The organism is Myxococcus qinghaiensis (assembly GCF_024198215.1).
GTDB lineage: Bacteria > Myxococcota > Myxococcia > Myxococcales > Myxococcaceae > Myxococcus > Myxococcus qinghaiensis.
Window position 1 is genome coordinate 44,110 of the sequence record NZ_JAKCFA010000008.1, and the last position, 26,062, is coordinate 70,171.

A 26,062-nucleotide genomic window follows, 5' to 3' on the forward strand; every position below is an offset into this window, starting at 1 on the left:
CACCTCTCAAGAGTGTCGCAGGCCTTGCTCGCACCGAGGACAAGGTGGCTGCCGGGCGGCGCCATGTCGGTCCGGGGCGCTTGCGCCTCCCGGGCAGGCAAGTCTTGCGAAGACGCCCGCGAGCCTGCGCCTATACTCGCGCCGCCACGTGCCCCGACGAGCGGGCGCCGTCAGGGTCCAGGTCCATGCGAATCCTCGAGGTCTCCAACTTCATGCCCCCTCACCCGGGGGGCATCGAAATCATGATCGACACCCTGTTCCAGGGACTCCAGCGGCGCGGGCATGACGTGCGGTGGATTGCGGCCTCCACGCCGCTGGAACCCGGAACGACAGGGCCTTTCGTTCGCGTCCCCGCCTGGAACTGGCTCGAGCAGAACCTCCACGTCCCCATGCCGCTCTGGGCCCCATCCGGCTGGCGGCAGCTCGACGAGCAGGTGCGCTGGGCGGACGTCATCCACGTCCACGACTGCCTCTACTTCTCGTCCTCGCTGACCACGGCGCTGACGCGAGGACGGCGCAAGCCGCTCCTCGTCACCCAGCATGTCGGCGAGGTGCCCTATGGCGGCGTGCTGGATTGGGTGCAGGCGGCGGCCTACCGGACGCTCGGGCGCACCCTGCTGAGCGCCGCAAGCGAGGTGGTGACACTCAGCCCCCACGTCGCCGAGTACTTCCGCAAAGTCGGCGTGAAGAAGCCGCTGCGCATCATCCCCATGGGCTTCGAGCCTCGCTTCCAACCCCTCCCCGAAGCCGAGCGGCTCACAGCCCGGCGTGAATTCGGTCTGCCGGAGACCACGCCGCTGATGCTCTTCGCGGCCCGGCTGGTCCCCAAGAAAGGCGTCCAGCAGGTCGCCGAGGTCCAACGGCGCCTCGCCCTCGAGGGAATCACGCTCGTCGTCGCCGGAGATGGTCCACTCGCGAATGTCGTCGAGGGCCTGCCACGCACCGTCCACCTGAGACAGGTCGACCACGCCCGCATGCACGCCCTCTATGCCTGCGCGGATGTCCTGCTTCTGCCTTCGCGGGGCGAAGGGCTGCCACTCACCCTGCAGGAAGGCTTGATGACCGGACTTCCCGCCGTCGTCTCCACGGACCCATCCTTCGTCGCCAATGTCGCCTCGGCACCCGGGGTGACGCTGGTGGATGGAACCGAGCCGTTGGCGCAGGCCATTCGCACCGCCTTGACGAGCTCACCCTCCCGCGAGCACGTCGCCGAGTGGGCGCGAGCACGGTGGGGGCTGGAGCGCTTCGTCACCGATTACGAGCGCACCCTCGAAAGACTCGCTCGCGAGCACTGAGCTGCTATGCGCGCTTCCACAGACCGAGGAACTGGAAGCGGTTGAAGATGCGCAACGGGCCCTTCTCGCACTCAGCGGGATGGATGAAGGACTGAAGCACGAAGCCCGCGCGCGCCATCACCGGCATCCAGGACCACTCGCGCTGATAGCGGTAGCGCGACGGGATTCCGAAGCGACGGTTGCCCAGCTCATCCAGTGCGCACAGCGTCAGGTACCCCGCCTTGCTCTGGTAGGTGTGGTCCTTGAGCAGGAGATACTCCCCCGTGCAACGCAGCACCTCCGCGAGCGCGGCTTCGGGGTCTGGCGCGTGGTGGAGCACGTCGATGCTGTAGACCAGGGGGAAGGACCGGTCCGCGAAGGGCAGCGTGCGCCCGTCATACAGCGTGGGCTCGATGAGCACCTGCGCCCGCCGCTGGACGTCCACGGGCACGACTTCGCGCACCCAGCCGCGCTCGACGACCTGCCGGGCGAACCAGCCATCTCCCGAGCCGAAATCAAGCGCGCGCTCGAAGGGCGGCAGGTCCGACAACACGCGCCCCATCAACTCCAGAACGTTTCCACGGTAGCGACTCATGTTGAGTGAACGCGTCCTTCGCGGCACTGGGGAACGACCCCTGGGTTGAAACTAGCCATGCTCGAGCACCACGCAGGTCAGCTTGAAGGGCCGGACGAGCCAGGGCCAAAGCCACTGCCACAACGGGGCCCTGGGCGCGCCCGTCCCCGCCCCTCTCCCGGGATTCAGCAACCGCCTGACGGCGCCGGGCACATCACTTGCCACGAGGTCCAGGAGCCGCCCGCAGGGCACCACCTCCGAAGCCCTCACTCGCATGTTCGGGAAGAGTCCCGCTAGTTCCGCCACGGTGGGACGAAACAGGGTGTCGATGGGGTCGGGGTGCCAGGGGAAGGCGTGAGGCACCGAGAGAACGAGCACGCCTTCCGGCGCCACCAGCTCCGACAGTCGACGGGCGAAGGCAACTCGGTCTTCGACGTGCTCAAGCACGCTCGTACAGCACACCGAACGCGTGCCAAGTGCCGCGAGCCGGGCGACACAGTCAGGGTCCATCAGGTCGCCCACGACATCCACCCCCTCCTCGGGTTTGAGGTCCTGATGAAGCACGGTTCCCCCTCGGCGACGCAGCGGAGCGAACAGTTCCTCGTCGATCCAGGGCTGTTGGACCTCCCGGAAGTATCGCGTGGAACTCCCCACGTTGAGCAGTGGGGATACCCGCGACAACTCCAGGACGTCGAGCTGGTGGCCAAGCCATTGGGCTTCTGGCTTCAACATCACGGTTCCTCTGGGAAGTCGCCCGGGCGCTCTCGCACCGTGGGAGGAAACGCCGCGGGGGTCGCCTTCTCCAGCGGGACGATTCGTGGCACGCAATCCCGTCCCACCGACATCAGGAACCCCGTGCGCTGAGGATAGACGGTCCGCATGAACTGTTTGTCCCTGTCGACACTGACGTGATTCACCCACAGGACCGGGTCGTCCAGGTCCGGGCTGTTGTTCTTCCGGAAGAAGACGAAGTGGTTGGCGGGCGCGGAGGTGCATGGTGCGGCGAACCCTGGAGGCACGAAAACCACCGAGTCATCGGGCACCTCACGATCGACGGCATCACGCGGACGCATGATGTCGGCGGAGAGCGACCGGAGCGTGATGATGCGGGGAGGCAGGTACATCGTCGCGCAAACACACAACAGTCCCACCACCAGGGCGGGCACGAAGGCCGCCGCCTCCCACCGTTGCGCCCATTGCCACAGCGTTCGCAAACCACCCGTGGACAGCAACACCAGGGGCAACATCAGCTCCGAGTAGTGAACCGGACCGAACGTGTCCACCCCCGGGTCCGCGACGGGAAGATGCGCGACACAGAAACCGACCGCGGCAGCCATCAGCCAGCGCGCGGGCGCCCCCCGGGCCAGGAAGACAAACACGAACCCCAGGGGCCAACCGAACGAGTCCAGGCTCAAGCGGAAGAGGGCCAGCACCAGCCGTCCCACAGCGAGGACCACGGACCGGTCGGTGAAGAAGAACAAGAAGTCACCACTGCGCACCTGGTTCGGACCGAACGAGACGAAGCGGTAGCCATTGTCATGCCCATACCGGGCAATCGCATGGTAGCCGGTCTGCCAGGGCGAGCCGTTCATCTCCTGGTTCGCGAGCAGGAACAGCACACCCAGGGGAGCCGCGGCCACCACGAAGGCCAGGCCATGCTTCCATCGCGCGGCCACCGGCCTCCGCCAGGCCCTCAGGGCCCAATAGACGAGCAACGGAGCCCCCAGCCCGAGCCCCACGGCGGGCCGCGTCCAGAAGGACAGACAAAACAAGAGTGCCACCAGGGCACTGGTGCCCGGTCCAGCCTCATCCTTCGTCAGACGCTCGACGCAGTAGAGCAGCCAGGTCAGGGCGAAGATGGCCGCGGTGTGAGACATCAGCGTGGCCGCGCCGATCATGGTCAGCGGAGACACGAGATAGAGCACCACGGCGACGCGTCCCCACCCGCTCCCCCACCATCCGCGGGCCAGGAGGAACATCCCCACTGCGGTGGCACCCGAGAGCAAGGGATTCACCAACCAGGGCACGCCGAGCTTCACCCCAAACGCCAGCAGGAAAGGCCAGCCGAGAAAGTACTGGCTGTACATCTTTCCGTCATTGAGGATGAAGCCGTTGTCGAAGAACAACTTCATCGGCGGAGAGGGAACCCAGAGCCGGAACGAGGCAAGCAGTTCCGCCGCGAACCGATAGGAGGCCTCGTCGTCGGTCACCGGACCATAGCGAAGGACGGAGGCCTGAATGGCCAACGGAACGAGCGTACCGAGGACCCCCGCCAGCAGCAGGCTTCTGCGGTCGGGATAGTCTCGCCAGGCAGCGCGCCACGAGGCCAATCTCTCGTTCGACACCGAGCGCACGCCCGCCACCGCCACGAAAGCCGCCATGGGCAGCCCGAGAAAAGCGATGAGCGCGGCCATCGCCAGCCAGCGATGCGTCGGCATGTTGATGCTGCCCAGGTTCAGGATGAAGCCACTGAACTGGGACTCCCAGAACGCCCAATAAGCGAGCGCACAGGCGCAAGCTGCGGCGAGCGGAAGTAACGGGGCTCGGTATCTGGCGGGAAGCATCGGGAGCCGTCGAGGATGGTCTGTCACGCGGAGCATTGTCCACGGAAGAGTGTCCCCTCGACACGGACATGGGATCGCCGCACGCCCGAAGGCGCAACGCGTCCTGGTCGCTTGCCGGGAAGACTCCGGGGACGTGACGAAGCCCCCCCCAGCGCGGCGACATCCTGCGGTACACTCGCGCCACTCCGGATGGTGGCGCCGCGAACCACCCGGACGGAACTGGTGCCATGCCCCCATCGCCCCCGCGCATCGCGGTCATCCTTCCCTGTCACAACGAGGCTCCCGCCATTCGCGGAACGGTGCTCGCCTTCCGCCAGGCACTCCCCTCCGCATCCCTCTTCGTCTACGACAACGCCTCGACAGACCAGACGAGTGAGGTGGCGCGGGATGCCGGCGCCATCGTTCGGAGCGAAAACAGGCGAGGGAAGGGAAACGTCATCCGACGCGCCTTCGCGGACGTGGACGCGGACATCTACGTCGTGGCAGATGGAGACGGGACCTATGACGCCTCGGCGGCGGCCCGGTTGGTGAATCTGCTCGTCGAGGAGTCCCTCGACATGGTCATCGGAACGCGTCTCCACAGCGAGAAGGAGGCCTATCGCGTCGGCCACGTGGCGGGGAACTGGCTCTTCAACCAGGTGGTGGCCCGGCTCTTCGACAAGGGGCAGTCCGACATCTTCTCGGGCTACCGCATCCTCTCTCGCCGCTTCGTGAAGTCCTTCCCGTGCATGTCCGAGGGCTTCGAAATCGAAGCGGAGATGAGCATCCACGCGCTTCAACTGCGCATGCCCGTGCGGGAGGTACCCACCCACTATTCGAAGCGGGTAGAGGGCACGGCCAGCAAGCTGAACACCTGGCGGGACGGCTTCCGCATCCTCTCGCACATCCTTCGCCTGCAGCGCCTGCACCGTCCGAGACAGTTCTTCGGAAGCCTGGGTATCGCGACCATCCTGCTGGCCCTCGTCCTGGCCATTCCCGTCTTCACGACGTTCATCCAGACAGGCCAGGTGCCGCGGTTTCCAACGGCCATCCTGGCCATGGGCATGGTCCTGTTCGGCTCGCTCATGGCCTTCCTCGGACTGATTCTGGAGAGCACCAGCCAGCTCGCCCTTGAGACAAAGCGGCTGAGCTATCTCGCAATCCCCGCCGCCTCCGCGGCATCCCAATCGGTGGGCCCTCCCGGCTCCCAGGACTCCGTCGTCCAACCTGGCTGAGTCCGTCGCCCTCTCCCTGACGTTCAACGAGGTTCCCGGTGAGCTCCTTCCACGACCATCACGGGCAGCAGAAGGCATTTTTCGAAGCATCCCCGGGGCGCATCGCGACGCGGCTGTTCGGCCATCCGTCCTTCCCCCGGACCATGCGCTGCAAGTTCACGTTCCTCGCCCGGCAGCTCGCCGGTTGCCGCGAGGTGCTCGAGGTGGGCGCGGGCAAGGGGCTCCAGCTCACCTACTTCCTGGACCGCATGCCGGACGACTGCCAGTACACCGGCGTGGACATCGCTGAGGCCCCTCTGAAAGAGGCCCGCGAGCGGCTCGCCCCCCGGTTCCAGGACCGCGTGCGGCTCCAGCCCGCGGTGGGTGAGCAACTGCCGTTCGAGGACAGCACCTTCGACGCTGTCTTCTGCGTGGACGTCCTGCACCACGCTGCCTCCCAGCCCACCATGCTCGCGGAGATGCGACGCGTCGTCCGTCCGGGAGGCCGGGTCATCTGCGTGGAGCCCAATCCGCTCCACCCCGCCAACCTCGTCTATCTCCGGGACCCCATCGAGAAAGGCCTCTTCCAGCTCACGCCCACCCACGCGCGCGAATGGACCCGACATGCGGGCCTCGTGGAGGCGCGGCTGGAGAACCTGCCGGTGTTCTTCCCCAGCTTCCCTGGCGTCCTGGAGAACGTCTACGGAACGCTGGAGCGCGTGCTTGGCCACGTTCCCGTGCTCAACCGCTTCTCCACCACGCAAGTGCTCTTCGCCTCCCGCCCCGTGGCGTGACGCGCCCTACTTCGCCTCACGCGCTGGCGGCGAACTGGCGGGCTCATCCAGCTCGTCAGTGAGGCCGTGCTTCGCCAGCCGGTAGCGGAATGAGCGGAAGGACAGACCGAGCAGGTCCGCCGCCCGCGTCTTCACCCCACCCGCCTGCTTCAGCGCCGCCAGCAAGTATCGCCGCTCGCTGTCGTCCAGATGGCGCTCCAGGTTGAAGCCGCCGCTCAACTGGGGCTCGCCGCCATCCCCCGGACGCGACACCGGCTCCGACTCGCCGCGCACCGCTGGCGGCAACGTGGACGGCCCCAGCAGGTCCGAGTCCGACAGCGTGGCCGCGCGCTCCACCATGTTCTGCAACTGCCGCACATTGCCCGGGAACGCATAGCGCTCCAGCAACTCCAGCGTCTCCGGCGCGAAGCGCAGACCCGGCCGCCCCAGCTCCTCCGCCATCCTCGACAGGAAGTGTCCCGCCAACAGCGAGATGTCCCCCGTGCGCTCACGCAACGGCGGCAGCTCCAGCGTAATCACGTTGAGCCGGTAGAAGAGGTCCTCGCGGAAGCGCCCCGCCTTCACTTCCGTCTCCAACCGCCGGTTCGTCGCCGCGATGACTCGCGCCTGGAAGGGTACCTCCGCCGCGCTGCCCACCGGCTTCACCTTCCGCTCCTGGAGCACACGCAACAGCTTCACCTGGGTGGCCAGCGGCATCTCCCCCACCTCGTCCAACATCACCGTGCCCTCGCCCGCGGACACCAACAACCCCGCGCGCTCGTGCACCGCTCCGGTGAAGGCCCCCTTCACGTGGCCGAACAGCTCGCTCTCCAGCGTGCCCTCGTTCAGCGCCGCGCAGTTGAAGGGCAGGAAGGGCTGCGCCGCCCGGCTTCCACGCATGTGGATGCCCCGCGCCACCAGCTCCTTGCCTGTGCCGCTCTCCCCCGTCACCAGCACCGTGCTGCGCCCCGGCGCCACCTTCTCCACCAGCGCCCACACCGCCTGCATCCGCGCGCTGTGCCCCACCGCCATGCCCAGTCCGGGCAACAGCCGCGCGCGCAGCGTGGAGTTCTCCTGCCGCAGCGTGCGCTTCTCCAGCGCCTTCTGCACCAGCAGCCGCAGCTCCTCGTTGTCGAAGGGCTTGCAGATGTAGTCGTAGGCCCCCTCGCGCATCGCCTCCACGGCGGCGGACGGCGTCCCGTAGGCCGTAATCAACACGACCTCCGGAGGCTCCTTGCGCGCCCGCGCCGTGCGCAGCACGTCCAGCCCACTGCCCGTCCCCAGCTTCATGTCGGAGATGACCAGGTCCACCCCGTCTCGCGCGAGCACCTCACACGCGGGCTTCACCCCGGGCACGCTCGTCACCGCATACCCTTCGCGGTGCAGCAGGAGCTCCAGGTACTCCCGCATGGAGAGCTCGTCGTCCACGACAAGGACGTGGCCCCTCACTCCACCCTCTGCTGCCTGCGCGGTCGTCACAGCGGCAACCCCACGACGAACTCCGTTCCCTCGGCCGGGTCCGAGCGCACGCGGATGGACCCGCCATGTGCCCGGACGATGGAGTGCGCGGTCGACAAGCCCAGGCCCGTGCCTCCGTCCCGCGTGGTGAAGAAAGGCTCGAACAGGTGGCCCATCATCTCCTCGGTGATGCTTCCCGCCGAGTCCCACACGCGAATCTGCGCCTCCTTCTCGCTCCTCGCCAGCCCCACCTTCACCTCCCCCTTCGGCCCCGCCGCCTGGAAGCCGTTGCGCACCAGGTTGATGAGCACCTGTCTCACCTGGTCCGGGTCCACCGCGGCCATCAGCCGCTCCTGCGCGGACACCTCCACCCGAACGTCCCGCGCCAGGGGGTCCGCCCTCAACATGTCCACCGTCTCCGCCAACAGCGCGTCCAGCAGCACCTCGCGGCGCACCGGCTCCGGCGGCCTCGCGAAGCGCAGGAAGTCCTCCACCAGCCGCGCCAGCCGGTCCGACTCGCGCACCAGGATGTTGGTGAGCTTCACCACCATCACATCCCGCGAGCACTCCTGCGCCAGCAGCTGCGCGGAGCCCCGCATCGCCGCCAGCGGGTTGCGCAGCTCGTGCGCCAGCTGCGCGGAGAGGGCCCCCAGGCTCGCCAGCCGGTCCGAGCGCTCCAGGTCCTCCTCCATCCGCCGCAGCTCCGTCAAATCCTGGAAGACGATGAGCAGCGCCCCCTGCTCGCCCTCCAGCGGCGTCACCGACAACCCGAGGATGAGGCGCCGCCGGCCTCCATCCGTGCCCACCACCAGCTCGCCTCGCGACGAGCGCGGCGCCAGCCCCGACACGCCGGGGAGCAGCGACTCCAGCGGCTGTCCCGCGCCGACCTCGTCCTCCAGTTGCAGGATGCCGCGCGCGGCGGCGTTCACGTACGTGACGCGCTTCTGGCTGTCACAGGTGATGAGCCCCGACGGCATCGAGGAGAGAATCTGCTGCTGCAGCCCGCCAAGCCTGCGCAGGTCCGCCTCGCGCGCGGACAGCGCGCCACCCGTGGCGGAGAGCTGCCGGGACAGGTAGCCCGCCAGCACGGCGATGAGCGCCAGCGCCAGCAGGTTGCTGCCCAGCACGAAGAAGCCCCGGCTGGGCAACAGCGGCCCCAGGGGCGCGACGTCCGACAGCCGCTGCATCACCACCAGCCCGGCGAAGCACACCGCCGCGGCCGCCGCCACCCAGAGCGCGCCCCGCCAGTCCAGCACCACCGCGGCGCCGATGACGGCCAGGCTGTAGAGGAACGTCAGCGGGGAGTCGGAACCCCCGCTCAGGTACACCAGGCCCGTGGCGATGGCGACGTCGCCCAGCACCTGTACCCACGCGTCCAGCCGCCCCGCCTGCTCCCGCCGCAGCCGGATGCCCACCACCACCGTGGAGATGTACGCGGCGACGATGACGGCGAGCGAGAGGGAGTCTGCCCGGCTCGGCTCCTCCAGGGGCTGGAGCAGCAGGCGACCCACGGTGATGACGAGCGACAGGCTCGCCGCCACCGTCCGGAACAACACCAGCCAGACCAGGCGCGCGCGGAGCCTCTCGGCTTCGTCCGCGCGCGCACCAGTGACAGCGAAGAAGCTACTTGATGGCACCGGCAATGGAGAAGATGGGCAGGTACATGGCGATGAGGAAGCCACCGACCACGCCGCCGAGGAACACCATCAACAGCGGCTCAATCATCGCCGTCAGCGAGCTGACGGCCGTGTCCACTTCGTCGTCGTAGAAGTCGGCGATCTTGTTGAGCATCGTGTCCATGGCGCCCGTCGCTTCACCGACGCCAATCATCTGCACCACCATGGACGGGAACACCTTCGTCTCCAGCAGCGGACCGGCGATGTTCTTGCCTTCGGAGATCTTGCTGCGCACGTAGTAGATGGCCTCTTCCACCGTGCGATTGCCGGCCGTCTTCGCCGTCACGTCGAGCGCGTCGAGGATGGGCACACCCGAGGAGATCATCGTGCCCAGCGTGCGCGTGAAGCGCGCCACGGCCACCTTGCGGAGCACCGGGCCGAACAGCGGCAACTTCAGGAAGACCTTGTCCCAGAACTTGCGGCCCCGGGGCTGCCGGTAGCTCCAGGTGAAGGAGACGACGACCGCGGTGATGATGCTGATGACGTGCAGCCAGTACGCCTCCGCCCAGGCGGACAGGTCCACGACGAACTGGGTGGGCGCCGGCAGCGCCGAGCCGAAGTCGGCGAACATCGCCGCGAACACGGGCGTCACCTTGAGCAGCAGCAGCGCCGTCACGCCGATGGCGACCAGGATGACGATGGCCGGGTAGGTCATCGCGCCCTTGACCTTGCGCTTGAGCTTCTCCGCCTTCTCGCGGTAGGCCGCCAGACGGTTGAGGATGGTGTCGAGGATACCGCCGACCTCACCGGCCGCGCAGAGCTGGATGTAGAGCTCGTCGAAGACCTTGGGGTGCTCCTTGAGCGCATCCGCGAAGGTGCTGCCCTGCTCCACCTTGCTCTTGATGGCCAGCACCACCTTCTTGAAGGTGGGGTTGTCCATCTGGTTGGCGAGGATGTCCAAGCACTGCACCAGGGGGAGGCCTGCGTCGATCATCGTCGCGAACTGGCGCGTGAAGACGAGGATGTCCTTGCCGGTGACCCCACCCATGCCCGGGATGGTGATTTCGCCGTCGAAGGCGCTCTTCTTGCGCACCTTGACGGGATTGAGGCCCAGGGACTTCAGACGGGCGTTGACGGCCTCGCTGTCCAAGGCCTCCATCTCGCCCTTCTTCGTCTCCCCGCTCTTGGTCTTCGCCTCCCAGAGGAACTGGGCGGTGTTCTTCTTGGAAGGTGATGACTTCTGGACTGCAGTTGCTGCCATGAGCTTGGCCTCCGCGAACGCCGCGCGAGTCTAACCGCTGAATCTCAAAACCAGGAACTAACGACCCGCCGCTCCCCCGGCTGGTCGCTGACCCGCTGGGAGCACCCCACCCGTGGCGAGGATGTTGCGCAGCTCTTCCGGGTCGCTGGAGCGACCAAAGGCCTCGTCCTGGGAGATGAGCCGGCGCAAGAGCAGCGCCGCCAGGGCCTGATTGAAGGTCTGCATGCCGTACTTGGCCTGACCGACCTGCATGGACGAGTAGATCTGATGGACCTTGTCCTCACGGATGAGGTTCCGGATGGCGGGGTTGGGAATCATGACCTCCAGGGCAAGGATGCGGCCCGGACCGCCCGCCTTGGCCACCAGCGCCTGGCTCATCACGCCCTCCAGCACGAAGGAGAGCTGGGCGCGCACCTGCGGCTGCTGGTACGGCGGGAACACGTCCAGGACGCGGTTGATGGTCTGCACGGCGCTGTTGGTGTGCAGCGTCGCGTAGCAGATGTGGCCTGTCTCGGCGATGGTGAGCGCGGCCTCGATGGTCTCCAGGTCGCGCAACTCGCCCACCAGCACGATGTCCGGGTCCTGGCGCAGGATGTACTTGAGGGCCGTCTTGAAGTTTCGCGTGTCCGCACCCACCTCGCGCTGATTGACGAGGCAGTTCTTGTGTGGGTGCAGGTACTCGATGGGGTCCTCGATGGTCATGATGTGCTCATGACGCTCGGTGTTGATCTTGTCGATCATCGAGGCCAGCGTGGTGGACTTGCCCGAGCCCGTGGGGCCCGTCACCAGGATGAGGCCGCGCGGCTTCTTCACCAGCTCCGCCACGACGTTCGGCAGGCCCAGCTCCTGGAAGGTCAGAATCTTGAAGGGAATGGTGCGGAAGGCGCCGGCCACCGCGCCACGCTGCATGAAGATGTTGGCGCGAAAGCGCGACAGGCCCTTCACACCGAAGGACAGGTCCAGCTCGTTGTCCTCCTCGAACTTGTGCTTCTGGGCGTCCGTGAGGATGGAGTAGCAGAGCTGCTTGGTCTCCACGGGCGTCAGCGGCGCCGTCTTCAAGGGGACGAGCTCGCCGTCCACGCGCAATTGCGGCGGCGAGCCGGTGGTGACGTGGAGGTCGGAAGCGCCCTTCTCGACCATCGCCTTGAGGAGCTGGTGCAGGTTGGCCACGGTGGGAGTGTCCTTCGGTGAGGCTGGGGGAGGGGGTGACTAGAAACGGTCCGGCGCGGTGTTGCCGACCACTTCTTCCAGGGTGGTGTGGCCGTCCATCACCTTCTTGAGACCACTCATGCGAAGGCTGCTCATGCCCAGCCGGATGGCCTCCTGCTTGAGCTCCGCAGCGGACCCGCCGTTGATGACCAGCTCCTTGAGGCCGTCCCAGAAGGGCATGACCTCGTAGATGGCCACGCGGCCCCGGTAGCCACGGTCATTGCAGTCGCGGCAGCCGACCTTCTCGTACACCGTGAAGGTGCCCATCTTGTCCGGGGGGATGCCGGCGTCGATGAGGGCCTGCTCGTCCACCTTGTCCGCAGGCTTCTTGCAGGCGGGGCACAGGCGGCGCGCCAGACGCTGGGCGAGGATGAGGTTGAGCGAGGCCGTCACGAGGAACGGCTCGATGCCCATGTTGAGCAGACGGCTCACCGTGCCTGGGGCGTCGTTGGTGTGCAGCGTGGAGAGCACCAGGTGGCCGGTGAGGGCGGCCTTGACGCCGATTTCCGCCGTCTCGAAGTCGCGGATCTCACCAATCATGATGATGTCCGGGTCCTGGCGGAGGAACGAGCGCAGGCCCGCGGCGAAGTTCAGGCCGATGTCTTCATGCATCTGCACCTGGTTGATGCCGGCGAAGTTGAATTCGACCGGGTCCTCGGCGGTGCAGATGTTGGTGCCGACGTCGTTGAGGCTGGAGAGCGCGGAGTACAGCGTGGTCGTCTTGCCGGAGCCGGTGGGGCCTGTCACCAGCACCATGCCGTAGGGCCGGTCGATGGCCTCCTTGAACCAGGCCAGCGGCTCCGCGTCGAAGCCCAGCTTCGTCATGTCGAGCTGGAGGTTGCTCTTGTCGAGCAGACGCATCACGACCTTCTCGCCGAAGAGCGTGGGACACACGCTCACGCGGAAGTCCATCTCCTTGCCGCCGCCAATCTTGATCTTGATGCGGCCGTCCTGCGGCAGGCGTCGCTCGGAGATGTCCAGCGAGGCCATGATCTTCAGACGGGAGGTGATCGCGTTGCGCAGCTTCATCGGCGGGCGCATCACCTCGTACATCACGCCGTCAATCCGGAAGCGGACCCGGAAGTCCTTCTCGTACGGCTCGATGTGGATATCGGACGCGCGCTTCTTGATGGCGTCCATGAGGATGAGGTTCACCAGCTTGACGACGGGCGCGTCATCCGCGGCCTTCGCCATCTCGTCGATGTTCTCCGTCTCCTCCTTCGCCAGCTCGATGTCGTCGCCGACGTCGCCGACGATCTCCTCCATCGAGGGGCCCTTCTCCGCGTAGTAGCGCTCAATCGCCTCGCGGATGGAGACCTCCGACGCCACCACCGTCTCGATGTTGTAGCCGGTGAGGAACTTCAGGTCGTCCACCGCGAAGATGTTGGACGGGTCGCACATGGCGACAATCAGCGACGGGCCCGCGCGGTTGACGGGAATCACCAGGTGCTTCTCGGCCACTTCCTTGGGCACCAGCTTGATGATGTCCGGGTCGACGTCGAAGTCCTTCAGGTTGATGGCCGGCACGCCGTACTGCTTGGAGAGGAAGTCGGTGAGCTTCGACTCCTCGATGGCGCCCGTCTTGATGAGCGCGGTGCCGATGCGCGTGCCGCTCTTCTGCTGTTCTTCCTGGGCCTTGCGCAGCTGCTGGACGGAGATGAGATTCTCGCGGACCAGCAGTTCACCCAATCGACCGGACATTCGTGAAGCCTCTTCCTGGTGGCACAGAAGGATGAGACGGGCGGGGGCCCGCCTCGCTCTTGGGAGACAGGGGCGTTGCCTCGGGGCCCCACAGCACCTTTGGCACGGTTCCTGACAGCGAATTAGAGGGGAGCCGCGCACATCCGTCAAGGCGCCCTCTGGGGGCCCCCGACTCGCCAACCCGTTGAACAATCACGGGAAAAATGCGTGCGTCATTCCCCGGCCCGCGCAATCACCGTGCGAGCGGCCTCCACGTCGCGTTTGATCTGCCCCGTCAGCTCCGCCACGGAGCCGAAGCGCTGCTCGGGGCGCAGGCGCTCCAGGAACTGCACGCGCAGCTCCCGCCCGTAGATGTCCCCAGCGAAGTCCAGCAGGTGCGCCTCGATGGTGACCTCGGTGCCGCCGAAAGTCGGCTTGATTCCGATGTTGGCCGCCCCTCCGTGCCAGGTCCCCACGCCCTCGCCGCCGAGGAAGCGCACGCGGATGGCATAGACGCCCGGCGCGGGCCGCAGCTCGTTCTGGGTGTCCACGTTGGCGGTGGGAAAGCCGATGGTCCTCCCCCGCCCCGCGCCCGCCACCACCATGCCGTCCAAATCGAACGGGCGGCCGAGCAGCCGGCACGCGGCGGACACCCGGCCCTCCAGGATGTACTCGCGCACCCTCGAGGACGAGGCCACCACGCCGTCCACCGTGACGGGCGTCACCACGTGGACGCGGGCGCCCCGCCGGGCCGCCGCCTCGCGCAGCGTCTCCACGGTGCCCGCGCGCGCCGCGCCGTAGGTGAAGTCGCTGCCCACCACCACATGCGCCACGCCGAGCGCGTCGAAGAGCGTGGCCTCGAAGTCCGCGGGCCCCGTGCGCGCGTAGTCGCGTGAGAAGGCCTGCACCACCGTGGCCTCCAGCCCCAGGTCCGCGAGCAGCTCCAGGCGGCGGGGCAACAGGGTAATCAGCTTGGGCGCCAGGTCCGGCTGGAGCACCTTGCCCGGGTGGGGATTGAAGGTGAACGCCGCGGGGGAAGCGTGCCTGCGCGCCTCCGCGAAGAGGGCCTGGTGGCCCACGTGCACCCCGTCGAAGTTGCCCAGGGCGAGCGCCCGGCCGATCAGCGCCCGGCCCGCCTCCGCCACTGACTGGAAGACCTTCATGTCCCCCCTATACCAGTGTTTTTCCCTGGCCAGACCCCGCTCGCCCGTGCTTGGAGCGCCCTCCTCATGCCACGCCCCCGCTTGCTGCCAGACCCCGTCGGCCTCCACCTCATCGCCCAGGAGACCCCTCCGGACTGGGACGCCGAGTTCGGCTTCCCGGGCCCCCTGGAGCTCGAAATCGGCTCCGGCGCCGGCGGCCACGCGCTGGAGTACTGCCGCCGCAACCCCACCGTCCGCTTCGTCGCCTTCGAGTGGCGCAAGAAGTACGCGCGCGACACCCAGGAGCGCGCCCAGAAGGCCGGGATGAAGAACCTGCGCGTCGTCGAGTCCGACGCCCGCTTCGCCGTCCCCCGCATCTTCGCGGACGGCTCGCTCTCCGCCATCCACCTCCAGTTCCCGGACCCCTGGTGGAAGCGCGCCCACGCCAAGCGCGCCGTCGTGCAGCCGGACTTCGCCGCCCTCCTGCTGGCCAAGCTCGCCCCCGGCGGCCGCTTCGACATGCGCACCGACGTCGAGGACCGCGCCCACAATATGCTCTCCATCCTGGAATCCGTGGGTTTCCACAACCCCCTGGGTTCCGGCGTTTTCCATCCCTATGACCCGGAGGAGGTGCCCTCGACGCGGGAGCGGCGGTACCTGGCCTCCGGGGAGCCGGTGTACCGGGCCCGGCTCGTCAAACCCGGCTGAGCCTCCAGAAGACGGGGACTTGCCCTACCCCTTGGCTTCCTGGAGTCGTCAGGAGACAATCAAAGGCATTCTGGCAGAGCGGGATGATTGCACTGGGGGCGCAACCGCATGGCGGAGGGTGATTGGAAGAGGACGCCGGAGGTAGCCCGGCGGACGGGGTCGGGCGGCGAGCTGAGCGGCCGGACGGTGCTCATCGTCGACGATGACCCGGCGCACGTGGCGCACGTGCGCGAGGGGCTGGCGCCGCGAGGGTACGTCTTCAAGGAAGCCCATGACGGGACGCAGGCGCTGTCGGCCATCCGCGAGGCGAGGCCGGACCTCATCCTGATGGACGTGGAGATGCCGGGGCTGGGCGGCGTGGAGGTGTGCCGCATCATCAAGGCGAACTCCGGGGAGGAGGGCTTCGGCTTCATCCCGGTGATTCTGATGACGGCGCGGCAGGCGGCGGGGAAGGTGGAGGGGCTGGAGCTGGGGGCGGACGACTACCTGGTGAAGCCCTTCGACATGCTGGAGCTGTCGGCGCGGGTGAAGTCGATGCTGCGGCTCAAGGCGCTCCAGGACGCGCTGGTGGAGAAGAACCGGGAGCTGGACAAGGCCAACAAGGAGCTGGCGCGGCGACGCGAGGAGCTGCTCGCCTTGAGCCGCACGGACGCGCTCACGGGCCTGTTCAACCGGCGCTGCTTCGAGGAGCGGCTGAGCGACGAGTTCGCGCGCTCGCGGCGCTACCAGTCGCCCTTGTCGCTGGTGATGCTGGACATCGACCACTTCAAGCGCATCAACGACACCTTCGGCCACCCCTTCGGGGACCAGGTGCTCAAGGCGGTGGCGCAGACGACGCGCTCGCGGCTGCGCGAGGTGGACGTACTGGCGCGCTATGGCGGAGAGGAGTTCATTGCCCTGTTGCCGGAGACGGGGACGGCGGACGCGCTCAAGGTGTGCGAGCGCGTGCGCGAGGCCATCGCCGGGCTGCGGGTGGAGCACGTGGGTGTGGACGGGAAGCGGCAGGAGGTGCGCCTGACGGCGTCGCTGGGCGTGGCCACGGTGCCCTCGGCGGACCTGGAGAGCTCGGAGGCGCTGCTGCGCGCGGCGGACGCGGGGCTGTACGCAGCCAAGGGAGCGGGGCGAAACCGTGTCCAGCAACACGTTCCGTGAGGTGGACGCACCCAAGGCTTTCCCCCGGCGCCGCTTTGACCTAAACCCCACCTCCATGCGCCTGACCGCGACGATGCCCTGGTTGCTGGCCCTGCTCCTGGTGGGCGTGGCCGGCTGCAACCAGCCCCGCTTCGGCACACCGCAAGATGCGTATACGTCCTTCCACCGGCTGGTGAAGCGCGGTGAGTTCCGCGCGGCCTGGGGCGCCTTGTCCCAGCCCACCCAGACGGCCCTGACGAAGCGGGCCCAGGCGGTGGCTGACGCCTCCGGGGGCGCGGTGAAACCCGAGCCCCTGGGCCTCTTCTTCGCGAATGTCCCCCCTCCTCCGGATGTTACGGAGGTCTCCCTGGTCCGGGAGGCGAACGACGAGGCGACCGTGCTCGTTCGCTCGTCAGGCAGCACCCACGAGGTCCGGATGGTCCGTGAGCCGTCTGGGTGGAAAGTGGACCTCTCAGCCTCCCTCCAGCCGTGAAGCCGGGCATGCCCGGGCTCCTCGCATCAGGTAACGTACGACTGTGAACGATCGGAAGACACGGCGGGTGGTTCCCGCGGTCGAAGTCATCCGGCGGCCGGCCTCGACGCCCGGCAGCGCCGCCCAGACTCCGTCCCCCTCGGAATCCGCCCCTCCGGCGCCCACGCCGCGCCCCACGCCCACGCCCCGGCCTGCCGCCGGCATGGCGCCCTCCACCCCGCCGGCCCCTCGGCCCGCGGGAGTGAATCCCACGCCCCGTCCCGCCGCCCCCACGGCGACAGCGCCGGCAGCCACCACGGCTCCCCCGCCCGCTCCCAGGCCCGCCGGCGTGGCCCCCGCCCCCTCGCCGCGTCCGGCGGGGGTGACGCCTGGCGCCCGTCCGATGGCACCGCGAGCGCCCGGAGGCCCCGGTGGACCTGGTGCCCGTCCGGGAGGCTTCGGTGGCCGGCCCGGAGGCTTCCGCTCCTCCACGCCGCGGCCTCCGCCCACGCCCGAGCAGATCCTCGCGCTGGCGCAGCGCGAGCATGTGCCCGCGCGCATCGCCAAGGGTGAGCTGGAAGGGAAGATGAAGGCGCGCATCTGGCGCAAGCTGCACGCCGAGGAGGCGAAGCGCTTCGACCAGGTCTACGAGCTGATGGGCCAGACACCGAACCTGTCGCTGGGGGATGCCTTCGGCGTGCTCCAGAGCGGCATGACGGTGGCGGAGTTCATGGCGCGCAAGGAGCGCACCCAGCGCAAGGCGGCCATCAAGCAGGCGCGCGGCGAGGTGGACAACGCCGTGGTGGCGGAGCTGCTCGGCGGGCTCATCTCCGGCAAGGTGGAGGTGTCCGTCGTCCTGGCGGAGCGCTCGCTGCTGGACACGCTCGTCGCGGAAGAGCCCATCGCCTTCACGCTGGAGCGCACCGGGCGGCTGGAGAAGCTGCAGGTGGTGCTGCTGGCGCGTCGCGCCGAGTGGGAGCGACTCCTGCCTGGCCTGGAGCGCGATGCCAAGCTGACGCAGAAGCCCTCCACGGTGGCGCGTCAGCCGGACAAGCGTCCGTACTCGGACCCGCGCGCCTTCCTGGACCACCTGGGCGACACGGTGAAGCTGGTGCTGCGCAACGGCATCACCCTCCAGCTTCCGCTGATGCACGTGGGCCGGTTCGACCTGCTGCTGGGGGAGCCGGGCCACGAGGTCTTCGTCCCGCTCCACGCCCTGCTCAAGTTCGAGCCGCTCACCGCGAGCGCTCCCGCCGACGAGGCCTGAGGGCCCGACGTCGGGGGCGCCGCCCCTTCACCTTCGCCAGTCCTTCGTTCGCTCGAGGCCCGCCATGCGCCCCTTCTTCTCCCGCATCATCAAGCCCTGGCTCGCGCTGGCCGCGACGGCCGCCATGGTGGGCGCCACGCAGCAGGGGTGCACCAAGGACGCGCCCGCCGCGGCCGGGACGCCCGCCGCGCCCACCGTGCCCGAGAAGCGGGAGAACGGCGTGCGCGTGGTGGAGCTGACGGTGACGGAGAAGGGCTACGAGCCCAGCCCCGTGACGCTGAAGAAGGGCGAGCCGGTGAAGCTGGTGGTGACGCGCAAGACGGACCAGACGTGCGCCACCGAAGTGGTGATGGACGGCTACGACATCAACACGCCCCTGCCGCTCAACCAGCCGGTGGACATCTCCTTCACACCCAAGGAGTCAGGAAAACTCGTCTACGGGTGTGCCATGGGGAAGATGATTTCCGGCGTTTTCCTGGTGGACTGAAGACGTAGGCCGAAATCTGGGCAGCGCGCGGGGAAGCGTTAGTCTCCCGGCCCTGCATGGGCGGCGCGGCGGAGCTTTTCACGCGGCATGTCTTCCTCGACCTCGAAACCACGGGGTTGGATCCACGTGCCGACGAAATCATCGAGCTGGGGTGTCTCTTCTTCGAGAACGGACGCGAGGTGGACCGCTTCGCGCGGCTCTACTCGGCGTCGCGGCCCCTGCCTCTCACCATCCGACGGCTCACGGGCCTGACGGACGCGGACCTCGCGGGCCGGCCTCGCTTCGGCACTGACATCGAGGAGCTGCGAAGTCGGCTCACGGGCTGGACGGTGGTGGCGCACAACGCGCCCTTCGAGAAGGGCTTCCTGCCGGACCTGCTGGGCCCCATCCGCGCTCCGGTGCTCGACTCGTGCGAGTTGATGCACTACCTGCACCCGGAGCTGACCAGCCACTCGCTGGAGTCGCTGCTGCGCTGGGCCGGGCTGGGCATCCGCCAGCCGCACCGCGCGCTGTCCGACTGCGAGGCGGTGCACGCCGTGCTCGTACAGACGATGGACCGCTTCGTGCGCGAGGGCCGGGGCGAGGACGTCTCGGACCTGCTGGCCACGTTGGACCCTCGGGCCGCGCGCCGGCTGGGACCTCCGGAGACGGACGGCGGCGCGTTCGACTACGAGGAGTGGCCGCTGCTGGAGCTGCTGTCGCGACTGAGCGAGGCCTGTCGTGCCGCTCCCGCGCCGCTGGCCCTGGAGACTCAAGGGTTCCTGCGTGGGAAGCCGGAGCGACGTCGCGCGGCGGGTGTCCCGTCGCTCCCCGAGCCGGAGGCCGAGGCTCCGGTGCTTCCGGTGCGGGCCGAGGAAGTGACGGCGGTGCTGGGGGTGGGCGGAGCGCTGGAGCGGATGGAGGAAGGATTCAGGAGTCGGGCCGCGCAGCTCGACATGGCGCAGGCGGTGGCGCGCGCGCTGTCGGACGGCGAGCAGGTGGCGGTGGAGGCCGGTACGGGGACGGGCAAGTCGCTCGCGTACCTGGCGCCCGCGGCCCTCTTCGCCGCACGCAACGGGCGCAAGGTGGGCGTGGCTCCGCACACGAAGACGCTCCAGGACCAGTTGCTGGAGAAGGACCTGCCCCGGCTCCACAAGGCGATGGGCGGCACCTTCGGCTACGCGCTGCTCAAGGGACAGTCGAACTACCTGTGCCGACGTCGCGCGCTGGAGGCCACGCGCGTGGAGCCAGGCATGGGGCACTCCGCGCGTGCGCCTCGCGCATACCTGCGCGCGTACCTGCGCCGCAGCGTGGACGGAGACCTGGACCGGCTGAGCCACTGGTTCCGCGAGCGCTTCCCCGTGCTGCTCGGCCTGACGCCCGCGGTGCGCTCCGAGGCCGCGACGACGCTCGGCGAGAAGTGCCCGCACTACCACCGCTGCTTCTACCACTCGGCGGTGGCCCAGGCGCGTGAGGCGGACGTGCTGGTCATCAACCAGTCCCTCGCCTTCGCGTGGCCCGCGCGCTACCCGAAGCTGGAGCACCTGGTCCTCGACGAGGCGCACGAGGTGGAGGACGTGGCCACCACGGCCCTCACCGTGGAGCTGTCGGACCTCGCCTTCCAGCGGCTCACCGAGCGACTGCACGGACGCGATGGACGCCACGGCCTCTTCGCGGAGCTGCGTCGAGCCTTGTCCGCGTCGCGTCGCGAGGAATCGCGCGCGCTGATGGGTCAGGTGGAGGACGCGCTGCGCCGGCTGATGGACGAGGCGCGGGACTTGGGCGCCCGGGTGACGGAGCTGTGTGAGCCCTCGGCCACCACCGCGGGCGAGGACCCTGACGAGGGCGCTTATGCCCCGGAGCTGCGTGTGACGGAGGCGGTGCGCGCGCTGCCGACGTGGGAGCCGGTGCGCGACGGCCTGGAGCTGGCGCGCGGCGCGCTGCAGGCGCTGCACACGCTGCTCGCGGTGCGGGTGCTGGAGGCGCTGCCGGAGCTCGCCGCGAGGATGCCCGCGCTGGAGCGCGAGCTGTCCGGCGCCACCACGGAGCTGGGCGAGTTGGCGACGCTGGCGCAGGAGCTCTCGGGCGAAGCAGCGGCGGGGCGGTGCTACTCCGCGACGGCCGAGCCTCGGCGGCAGCGCTGGAGCGTGGGCGCGCAGCCGGTGGATGTGTCCTTCCATGTGTCGCGCGACTTCGCGGCGAACAAGCGCGCGCTGGTGCTGACCTCCGCCACGCTGGGGCCCACGAGCCAGGGCTCGGGGACTCCCTTCGTTCTGAAGCGCTTGGGGCTGGATGGACGCGGTGACCGGCCCGCGCCCCGACTGCTGCGCGCACCCTCCCCCTTCCAGCTCCATGAGCAGGCGCTGGTGGTGCTTGTCACCGATGCGCCGCGCGCGCACGAGGAGGCCTTCATCGACTGGGCCTCGACGCGGATTTCGGGCCTTGCGCAGACGATGGGTGGACGGCTCCTGGGCCTGTTCGCCTCCACGCGGCGCATGGAGCGCGTGGGCGCGGAGGCCCGGACTCGGCTGGAGCCCTTGGGCATCGAAGTGCTGCGGCAATCGCGTGGACACAGCCGCTCACTGGCGGCTCGACAGGAGCGCGACACGGGCACGGTGCTGCTGGGCACGAAGAGCTTCTGGCAGGGCGTGGACATCCCCGGGCGCGGCGTGGGCTGCGTCTTCATCGACAAGCTTCCGCTGGAGCCCGCGCTGCGTCCGCTGGTGGCCGCGCGTGAAGAGCCGCTGTCCCGCTCCGGTGGCGAGTACCAGGGCTTCCTCCAGTACCGACTGCCACGCGCGTTGCTGCTCCTTCGCCAGGGCGTGGGCCGACTCATCCGCTCCACCACGGACCGGGGCGTCGTCATCGTCGCGGACCCGGGCCATCCGAGCTACCGCGCGCACCTCATGGAAGCGCTCGAAGGCTATCGCGTGGAGGCGCTCCCGTGGGCCCAGGCGCGCCTGCGCATCCACGCGGTGCTCAAGCAGACGGGGCTCACCGTGGACGTGGCCTCCCCCCCGTGAGGCTTCACAAGTCCGCTCCCGTGGACTCCTTCGTGGAGTCCTGGGACACGGTTCGCGCGCATTGCTCGCTTGCTGCTTCGCGACGCGTGCGGCCTGGGACATGGTTCACGCGCATTGCTTGATTCCTGCTTCGTGACACCTGCGGAAGTGCGTGGCGCGCGCCTTGCTCATCCACCTCGGGCATTGACGCGCGAGGCTGCCAACCCCACGCTTTCGGCGCATGGGACGGCACGCGGACAGAGTTCGTGGTGACGCCTTCCCTCGGGCTCCCACCCAGGCGGAGTGGGACGCGATGGGGCCCGAGGAGAGGGCGCAGGTGGTGGAGACACTGCCAGCGGAGGTGACGTACCGGGAGATGTCGCCGCCCGAGGGGGATTTGCATCAAGACGCGAAGTACCGGGTGCTCGATGTGCTCAGGCATCACTTCCGTCATCGGCGGCGCAAGGCCTACGTCGGCTCGGAGCTGCCTGTGTATTACCCCGGGGAGCGCCGCTTCGCGCCGGACCTGCTGGTGGTGTTCGACGTCGAGCCACATCCTCGCGAGAAGTGGCTGGTGAGCCACGAGGGCAAGGGCCTGGACTGGGTGATGGAGGTCCACTCGGGCGGCAATCGGAAGAAGGACGCCGTGGTCAACGTGGAGCGGAACGCGCGGCTCGGCATCCGCGAGTACTTCATCTACGACGCGGGCCGGGAGCGCCTGGAGGGGTTCCGGCTGAAGTCCGCCAAGGCCAGGACCTACGTTCCCCTCAAGCCGAAGCAGGGACGGTTCACCTCGAAGGTGTTGGGGCTCGAGTTCGAGGTCCGTGGCGACAAGATGTTCGTCTGGACCGGAGAGACGCTGCTGCTCGAGTCCACGGAGATGATTGACCAGCTCAAGGCCCGGATGGAGAAGGCCCGGCTGCGCCGCCAAGCGGAGGCCCGTCGACGTCGGCAAGCAGAGGCCCGGCTGCGGCGCAAACTGGAACTGGCTCTCAAGGACGCCGAACAACAAATGGCGAAGATGAAAGCCGAGCTCCGCAAGCTCCGTCCCCGGAAGCACTGACCGGGGACGGCGGCGCGAGACTCAGGCCTCCAGACGCGCGCGGAAGCGGGACTCCAGCGCGCGCAGCTCGTCGAGCGACTCTCCCGGCACGCCGGAGCGCTCCGCCGTCTCCAGCGCCTTCGCCAGCACCCGAGCATCCTCCTCGCTCTGGTCCCGCAGCTTCTGCATCATGCTCCGCGTCGCGTCGAACAAGTCCCTCAGCTCGTCGCCGTCGCGCAGACCGTACTGCGGCGGGCGCAGCTTGCCGTCGAGCACATCGCCCACCATGCGCCGGATGCGCAGGAGCGGCCCGGCCAACCGATGCGTCACGACGATGGTGGCCAGCGCCACCACGGCGATGAAGCCCACCAGGAAGGCACCCAGCACCCACCACGTCGCGCGCTGACGCCACTCCAGCTCCGCCCGCTGCGCGACGATGGCGGCCCGCTCAGCCTCGTAGGCCGCGTCGATGCCTTGCGCCTTCTCCCGGAAGGTGGCCTCGAAAGTCGGGTCGTCCATCCGCGCCAACAGCTCGTTGGACAGGGTGGCGCCGGACAGCTCGCGGCTGACCTCGGCGGCCTTGGAGCGGGCCTCCACCGCCGTCGCCGTCTCCCGCATCAGCGCCCAGGCGGAGCGCACCAGGAACACGCCCAGCAGGGCCGACAGCACCAGCGTCACTCCGACCATGTACGCGGTCAGCTTGAGCTGGAAGCTCGTATCCAGGAGGAAGTTACGCCAGCGCCGCTTCGGGGCCGCCGCATGCGCCGTCGTGCTCGTCGTCATGTCTCGTTGCTCCACTCGAAGGTTTCCGCTGCTTCCTCCACCGCGCGCGGCACCAGCGCCTTGAGGAGGTCCGCGGGCTGCGCGCCCCCGGCCTTCACGTCCACCTGCCCCAGCAGGGACAGGTCCGGGTAGCTCAGGCAGACGATAGCCACCCGCAACCCGCCCCCCTCCATCGCATGGACCTCCGGGGTGATGCGGTAGCCATGCACTCCCAGCTTCTTCAACGCGCCCTTCGCCGCGGCCTTGGACTCCTTGGCCGGCGCCAGGAGCGCCCCCCGGCGAATCAGCCGCGAGCGCAGCCGCGCCTCGGTGGACTTCACCAGCTCCGCCGGCAGCGAGCGCGTCAGGTCCTTCATCCCCTCCAGCGAGACGTAGAAGCGCGGCGGTCGCGCCTGGTACTCCTTCAACGCGCTCACCGCCTCGCGCACGGCCGCCTGCACCGTCGCGTCCGCCTCCGTCTTATGGGCCTCCAGGCAGGGCAGCGCGGAGGACTCCTGAAGCTTCGCCAGGGACTTGGCGACGGCCGCGCGCACCAGCTCGCTCGGGTCCTTCAGGGCGCCGCACAACGGCGTCACGGCCTCCGGATCCTCGGTGGCCCCCAGCACCAGGGCCGCCTGGGAGCGGGAGCGCGGATCCTTTCCCTGCGTGAGCTGGCGCCCGAGGAACGCAAGCCGGGTGTCCCCCTGGGCGAGGGCCACACCGGGAGCGACAAGCAACACGAGGAGGAGGAGGGCAGGCAGCCGCATGGCAGGGACGACGGAGAGTGTAGCGCCGTCTGCCCGCTGACGAACAGTTGCAGGAGGCCCGGTCCACGCGCACCCACCTCCCCTGCTTGCGTAGGCGGGGTGGATCCGACATGTGGCCATCCTGGGGTAACGTGCGCACGTCCAGGAGGGCATGCCCGGTGTCATTCGCTTCCCGGTTGGAAGGTCTGCTGCAGCAAGTGGGGTTGAGCGGCGTGGTGGAAGAGGTGCGTTCGCGCCTGGGCTATGCGCGCCCGCAGGCCCCTTCCCACAACGGTGTCGCCCATCCCTCCCCCCGTCAGGTGGAGCGGCGGGAGTCGCCGTCCCCTGCCCCCGTGGCCGTCGCGCCCCCCAGCGCGCCAGAGCCCACCCGCGTGGAGCGCACACCGCGCCCTCGCCCCATCGCCGAAGCGGAGGGCTCCCCCGTCGCCGAAACCGTCGCCGCCGACCCACCGGCGCCGCGCGCCCAGAAGGCGGCGAAGAAGACCCGGGGCGTGAAGTCCGCGAAGCCCGCCACCAAGGCCTCCAGCACGAAGTCGGGCAAGAGCCCGGCCCGGAGCAAGGCCCGAGCGAAGAAGAAGGGCGAGGCCGCCCCCGCGCCCCAGGCCGCGTCCTCCGCGGACACGGGACAGGCGGTGAATCAGCTGATGGAAGCGCTCCGCTCCCACCCCCGCCACGAGGAGCTGCGCTCGGCGGGCAAACTGAAGGATCAGCTGGTGCGCTCGCTGATTCCGCTCTACCTGGCCCGAGCGGTGGCGCTGGACATGGAAGTGACGTCCGGAACGACGTCCCGCTTCTGGGGCGAGCTGGGCGTCACCTACGCCGCCCCCAACGCGGCGAAGGCCCTGCGCCTGCACGCCGGCTACGCCCAGGACACCAAGAAGGGGAAGGCCATCACGCCCAAGGGCGTCCAGTACGTCGAGGAGGCCCTGAAGCGCCTGCGCGAGGAAGCGGCCTCCTGAAACGCCCGCCGTGAGCCACCGAGGCGACTGTCCGCTCGGTGGCACTCCAGGGTCATCGCGGAACCAGCAGGGTTCGCTGGAGGACGGTCTTCCAGGCCATGCGACCGAGCGGCTGGCCCGGGCCAGGAGGTCCCCTAGATTGGCGCGGAGCAATGGCCACGACGCGCCCTTCACCCTGGACGGCTTGCCTCAATCCCCCCGCTTCCCTTCCCGGGATGACGAGCGTGGGCTTGGACCGCCTCCAGGCCGAGGGGCCATCTGGCATCCGGGGGGTGGCGCGGGGTGGGGCATGGGCCCGACGGCGCTGACCTTCTACCGGGCCGCGAGGCGGCTGAAGAGCCTGGGTGTGCCCGTGCTTCCGAGCATGGTGGCCGCCGTGGGTGACCGGCTCCTGCACTGCCACGTGGACATCGACGCGCGGCTGCACTCCACCGTGGGCCTGGGCTACGGCGGCGTGGGCGTGGTGGTGGCGCCGGGCGTGGAGGTGGGCGAGGGCAGCTTCCTGTCCCAGAACGTCAGCGTGGAGCCCCGGCTCGGAGAGACGGGAGTGCCCCGCATCGGTCGCAACGTCTATGTGGGCGTGGGCGCGCAGATCATCGGCCCGGTGACGGTGGGAGACGGCGCGGTGATTGGCGCGGGCGCCCTGGTCATCTCGGATGTGCCCCCCATGTCCGTGGTGGCGGGAGCCCCGGCCCGGGTGGTGAAGCAGAAGGCCGCGAACGGACACTGAGGGGCGGACCCC

23 protein-coding genes are annotated in these 26,062 nt (G+C 68.9%); 12 read left to right on the forward strand and 11 right to left on the reverse strand.

Features of this window, described 5'->3' with window-relative positions; all coding sequences use genetic code 11:
- Positions 1-185: 185 nt before the first annotated feature.
- Positions 186-1,295: a glycosyltransferase family 4 protein gene (locus LZ199_RS16210; protein WP_253994605.1), complete on the forward strand. Its 1,110-nt coding sequence runs from the start codon at positions 186-188 to the stop codon at positions 1,293-1,295.
- Between the two features lie 4 nt (positions 1,296-1,299).
- Here the strand turns inward: LZ199_RS16210 and LZ199_RS16215 are convergent, their stop codons facing one another.
- The 3 genes from LZ199_RS16215 to LZ199_RS16225 are packed head-to-tail and all read right to left on the reverse strand — an operon-like array spanning position 1,300 to position 4,412.
- Entirely contained in the window at positions 1,300-1,869 is a 570-nt protein-coding gene (locus LZ199_RS16215; protein ID WP_253994606.1) for a class I SAM-dependent methyltransferase, read from the reverse strand.
- Between the two features lie 51 nt (positions 1,870-1,920).
- Complete coding sequence (locus LZ199_RS16220; protein ID WP_253994607.1) at positions 1,921-2,580, reverse strand: methyltransferase domain-containing protein; 660 nt, start codon at positions 2,578-2,580, stop codon at positions 1,921-1,923.
- Positions 2,580-4,412, reverse strand: coding sequence for an ArnT family glycosyltransferase (locus LZ199_RS16225; protein WP_253994608.1), 1,833 nt, complete (start codon positions 4,410-4,412; stop codon positions 2,580-2,582). Before LZ199_RS16225 ends, LZ199_RS16220 begins: the two co-directional genes overlap by 1 nt.
- Positions 4,413-4,639: 227 nt before the next feature.
- Here LZ199_RS16225 and LZ199_RS16230 point away from each other — a divergent pair, with 227 nt between their 5' ends.
- Both LZ199_RS16230 and LZ199_RS16235 read left to right on the forward strand, forming a co-directional pair.
- Entirely contained in the window at positions 4,640-5,626 is a 987-nt protein-coding gene (locus LZ199_RS16230) for a glycosyltransferase (RefSeq protein ID WP_253994609.1), read from the forward strand.
- Between the two features lie 38 nt (positions 5,627-5,664).
- On the forward strand, positions 5,665-6,399 hold the full coding sequence (locus LZ199_RS16235; protein ID WP_253994610.1) for a class I SAM-dependent methyltransferase: 735 nt from the start codon (positions 5,665-5,667) through the stop codon (positions 6,397-6,399).
- Positions 6,400-6,405: 6 nt separating this feature from the next.
- Here the strand turns inward: LZ199_RS16235 and LZ199_RS16240 are convergent, their stop codons facing one another.
- From LZ199_RS16240 to LZ199_RS16265, 6 genes are all read right to left on the reverse strand, one after another.
- Entirely contained in the window at positions 6,406-7,806 is a 1,401-nt protein-coding gene (locus tag LZ199_RS16240; RefSeq protein WP_407667206.1) for a sigma-54-dependent transcriptional regulator, read from the reverse strand.
- 47 nt (positions 7,807-7,853) lie between these two features.
- Positions 7,854-9,395 carry a two-component system sensor histidine kinase NtrB gene (locus LZ199_RS16245; protein WP_253994935.1) on the reverse strand — a complete coding sequence of 514 codons (1,542 nt, stop codon included), beginning with the start codon at positions 9,393-9,395 and terminating at the stop codon, positions 7,854-7,856.
- A 64-nt stretch (positions 9,396-9,459) separates the two neighbouring features.
- Positions 9,460-10,713, reverse strand: a complete 1,254-nt coding sequence (locus LZ199_RS16250; RefSeq protein WP_253994611.1) for a type II secretion system F family protein — start codon at positions 10,711-10,713, stop codon at positions 9,460-9,462.
- A gap of 57 nt (positions 10,714-10,770) precedes the next feature.
- Complete coding sequence (locus LZ199_RS16255; RefSeq protein WP_253994612.1) at positions 10,771-11,883, reverse strand: type IV pilus twitching motility protein PilT; 1,113 nt, start codon at positions 11,881-11,883, stop codon at positions 10,771-10,773.
- A 39-nt stretch (positions 11,884-11,922) separates the two neighbouring features.
- Positions 11,923-13,623 (reverse strand): type IV-A pilus assembly ATPase PilB, encoded by a 1,701-nt coding sequence (pilB, locus tag LZ199_RS16260; protein WP_253994613.1) that lies wholly within the window; start codon positions 13,621-13,623, stop codon positions 11,923-11,925.
- A gap of 212 nt (positions 13,624-13,835) precedes the next feature.
- A complete protein-coding gene (locus LZ199_RS16265) occupies positions 13,836-14,765 on the reverse strand; it encodes a bifunctional riboflavin kinase/FAD synthetase (RefSeq protein ID WP_253994614.1) in 930 nt (309 codons plus the stop codon).
- A 66-nt stretch (positions 14,766-14,831) separates the two neighbouring features.
- On the opposite strand from LZ199_RS16265, the gene trmB reads away from it, so the two are divergent.
- From trmB to LZ199_RS16305, 7 genes are all read left to right on the forward strand, one after another.
- The gene (gene trmB, locus LZ199_RS16270; RefSeq protein ID WP_253994615.1) at positions 14,832-15,452 is read left to right on the forward strand and encodes a tRNA (guanine(46)-N(7))-methyltransferase TrmB; all 621 of its coding nucleotides are present in this window, start codon (positions 14,832-14,834) and stop codon (positions 15,450-15,452) included.
- Between the two features lie 108 nt (positions 15,453-15,560).
- Positions 15,561-16,604: a diguanylate cyclase gene (locus tag LZ199_RS16275; RefSeq protein ID WP_253994616.1), complete on the forward strand. Its 1,044-nt coding sequence runs from the start codon at positions 15,561-15,563 to the stop codon at positions 16,602-16,604.
- A 55-nt stretch (positions 16,605-16,659) separates the two neighbouring features.
- Positions 16,660-17,076: a hypothetical protein gene (locus LZ199_RS16280; protein ID WP_163865394.1), complete on the forward strand. Its 417-nt coding sequence runs from the start codon at positions 16,660-16,662 to the stop codon at positions 17,074-17,076.
- Positions 17,077-17,458: 382 nt separating this feature from the next.
- Positions 17,459-18,322: a hypothetical protein gene (locus LZ199_RS16290; protein ID WP_253994936.1), complete on the forward strand. Its 864-nt coding sequence runs from the start codon at positions 17,459-17,461 to the stop codon at positions 18,320-18,322.
- Positions 18,323-18,386: 64 nt separating this feature from the next.
- Entirely contained in the window at positions 18,387-18,809 is a 423-nt protein-coding gene (locus tag LZ199_RS16295) for a cupredoxin domain-containing protein (protein WP_253994617.1), read from the forward strand.
- Between the two features lie 56 nt (positions 18,810-18,865).
- Positions 18,866-21,811: a helicase C-terminal domain-containing protein gene (locus LZ199_RS16300; protein ID WP_253994618.1), complete on the forward strand. Its 2,946-nt coding sequence runs from the start codon at positions 18,866-18,868 to the stop codon at positions 21,809-21,811.
- Between the two features lie 292 nt (positions 21,812-22,103).
- Positions 22,104-22,853, forward strand: a complete 750-nt coding sequence (locus LZ199_RS16305) for a Uma2 family endonuclease (RefSeq protein ID WP_253994619.1) — start codon at positions 22,104-22,106, stop codon at positions 22,851-22,853.
- 21 nt (positions 22,854-22,874) lie between these two features.
- On the opposite strand, the gene LZ199_RS16310 is transcribed toward LZ199_RS16305, so the two are convergent.
- Complete coding sequence (locus LZ199_RS16310) at positions 22,875-23,615, reverse strand: sensor histidine kinase (protein WP_253994620.1); 741 nt, start codon at positions 23,613-23,615, stop codon at positions 22,875-22,877.
- Positions 23,612-24,361 (reverse strand): HEAT repeat domain-containing protein, encoded by a 750-nt coding sequence (locus LZ199_RS16315; RefSeq protein WP_253994621.1) that lies wholly within the window; start codon positions 24,359-24,361, stop codon positions 23,612-23,614. The genes LZ199_RS16310 and LZ199_RS16315 overlap by 4 nt, the downstream gene beginning before the upstream one ends.
- Before the next feature lie 158 nt (positions 24,362-24,519).
- Between LZ199_RS16315 and LZ199_RS16320 the strand changes: the two genes are divergently transcribed.
- Positions 24,520-25,320 (forward strand): hypothetical protein, encoded by an 801-nt coding sequence (locus LZ199_RS16320; RefSeq protein ID WP_253994622.1) that lies wholly within the window; start codon positions 24,520-24,522, stop codon positions 25,318-25,320.
- Positions 25,321-25,609: 289 nt separating this feature from the next.
- Complete coding sequence (locus LZ199_RS16325; RefSeq protein ID WP_253994623.1) at positions 25,610-26,050, forward strand: serine O-acetyltransferase; 441 nt, start codon at positions 25,610-25,612, stop codon at positions 26,048-26,050.
- Positions 26,051-26,062 lie beyond the last annotated feature (12 nt).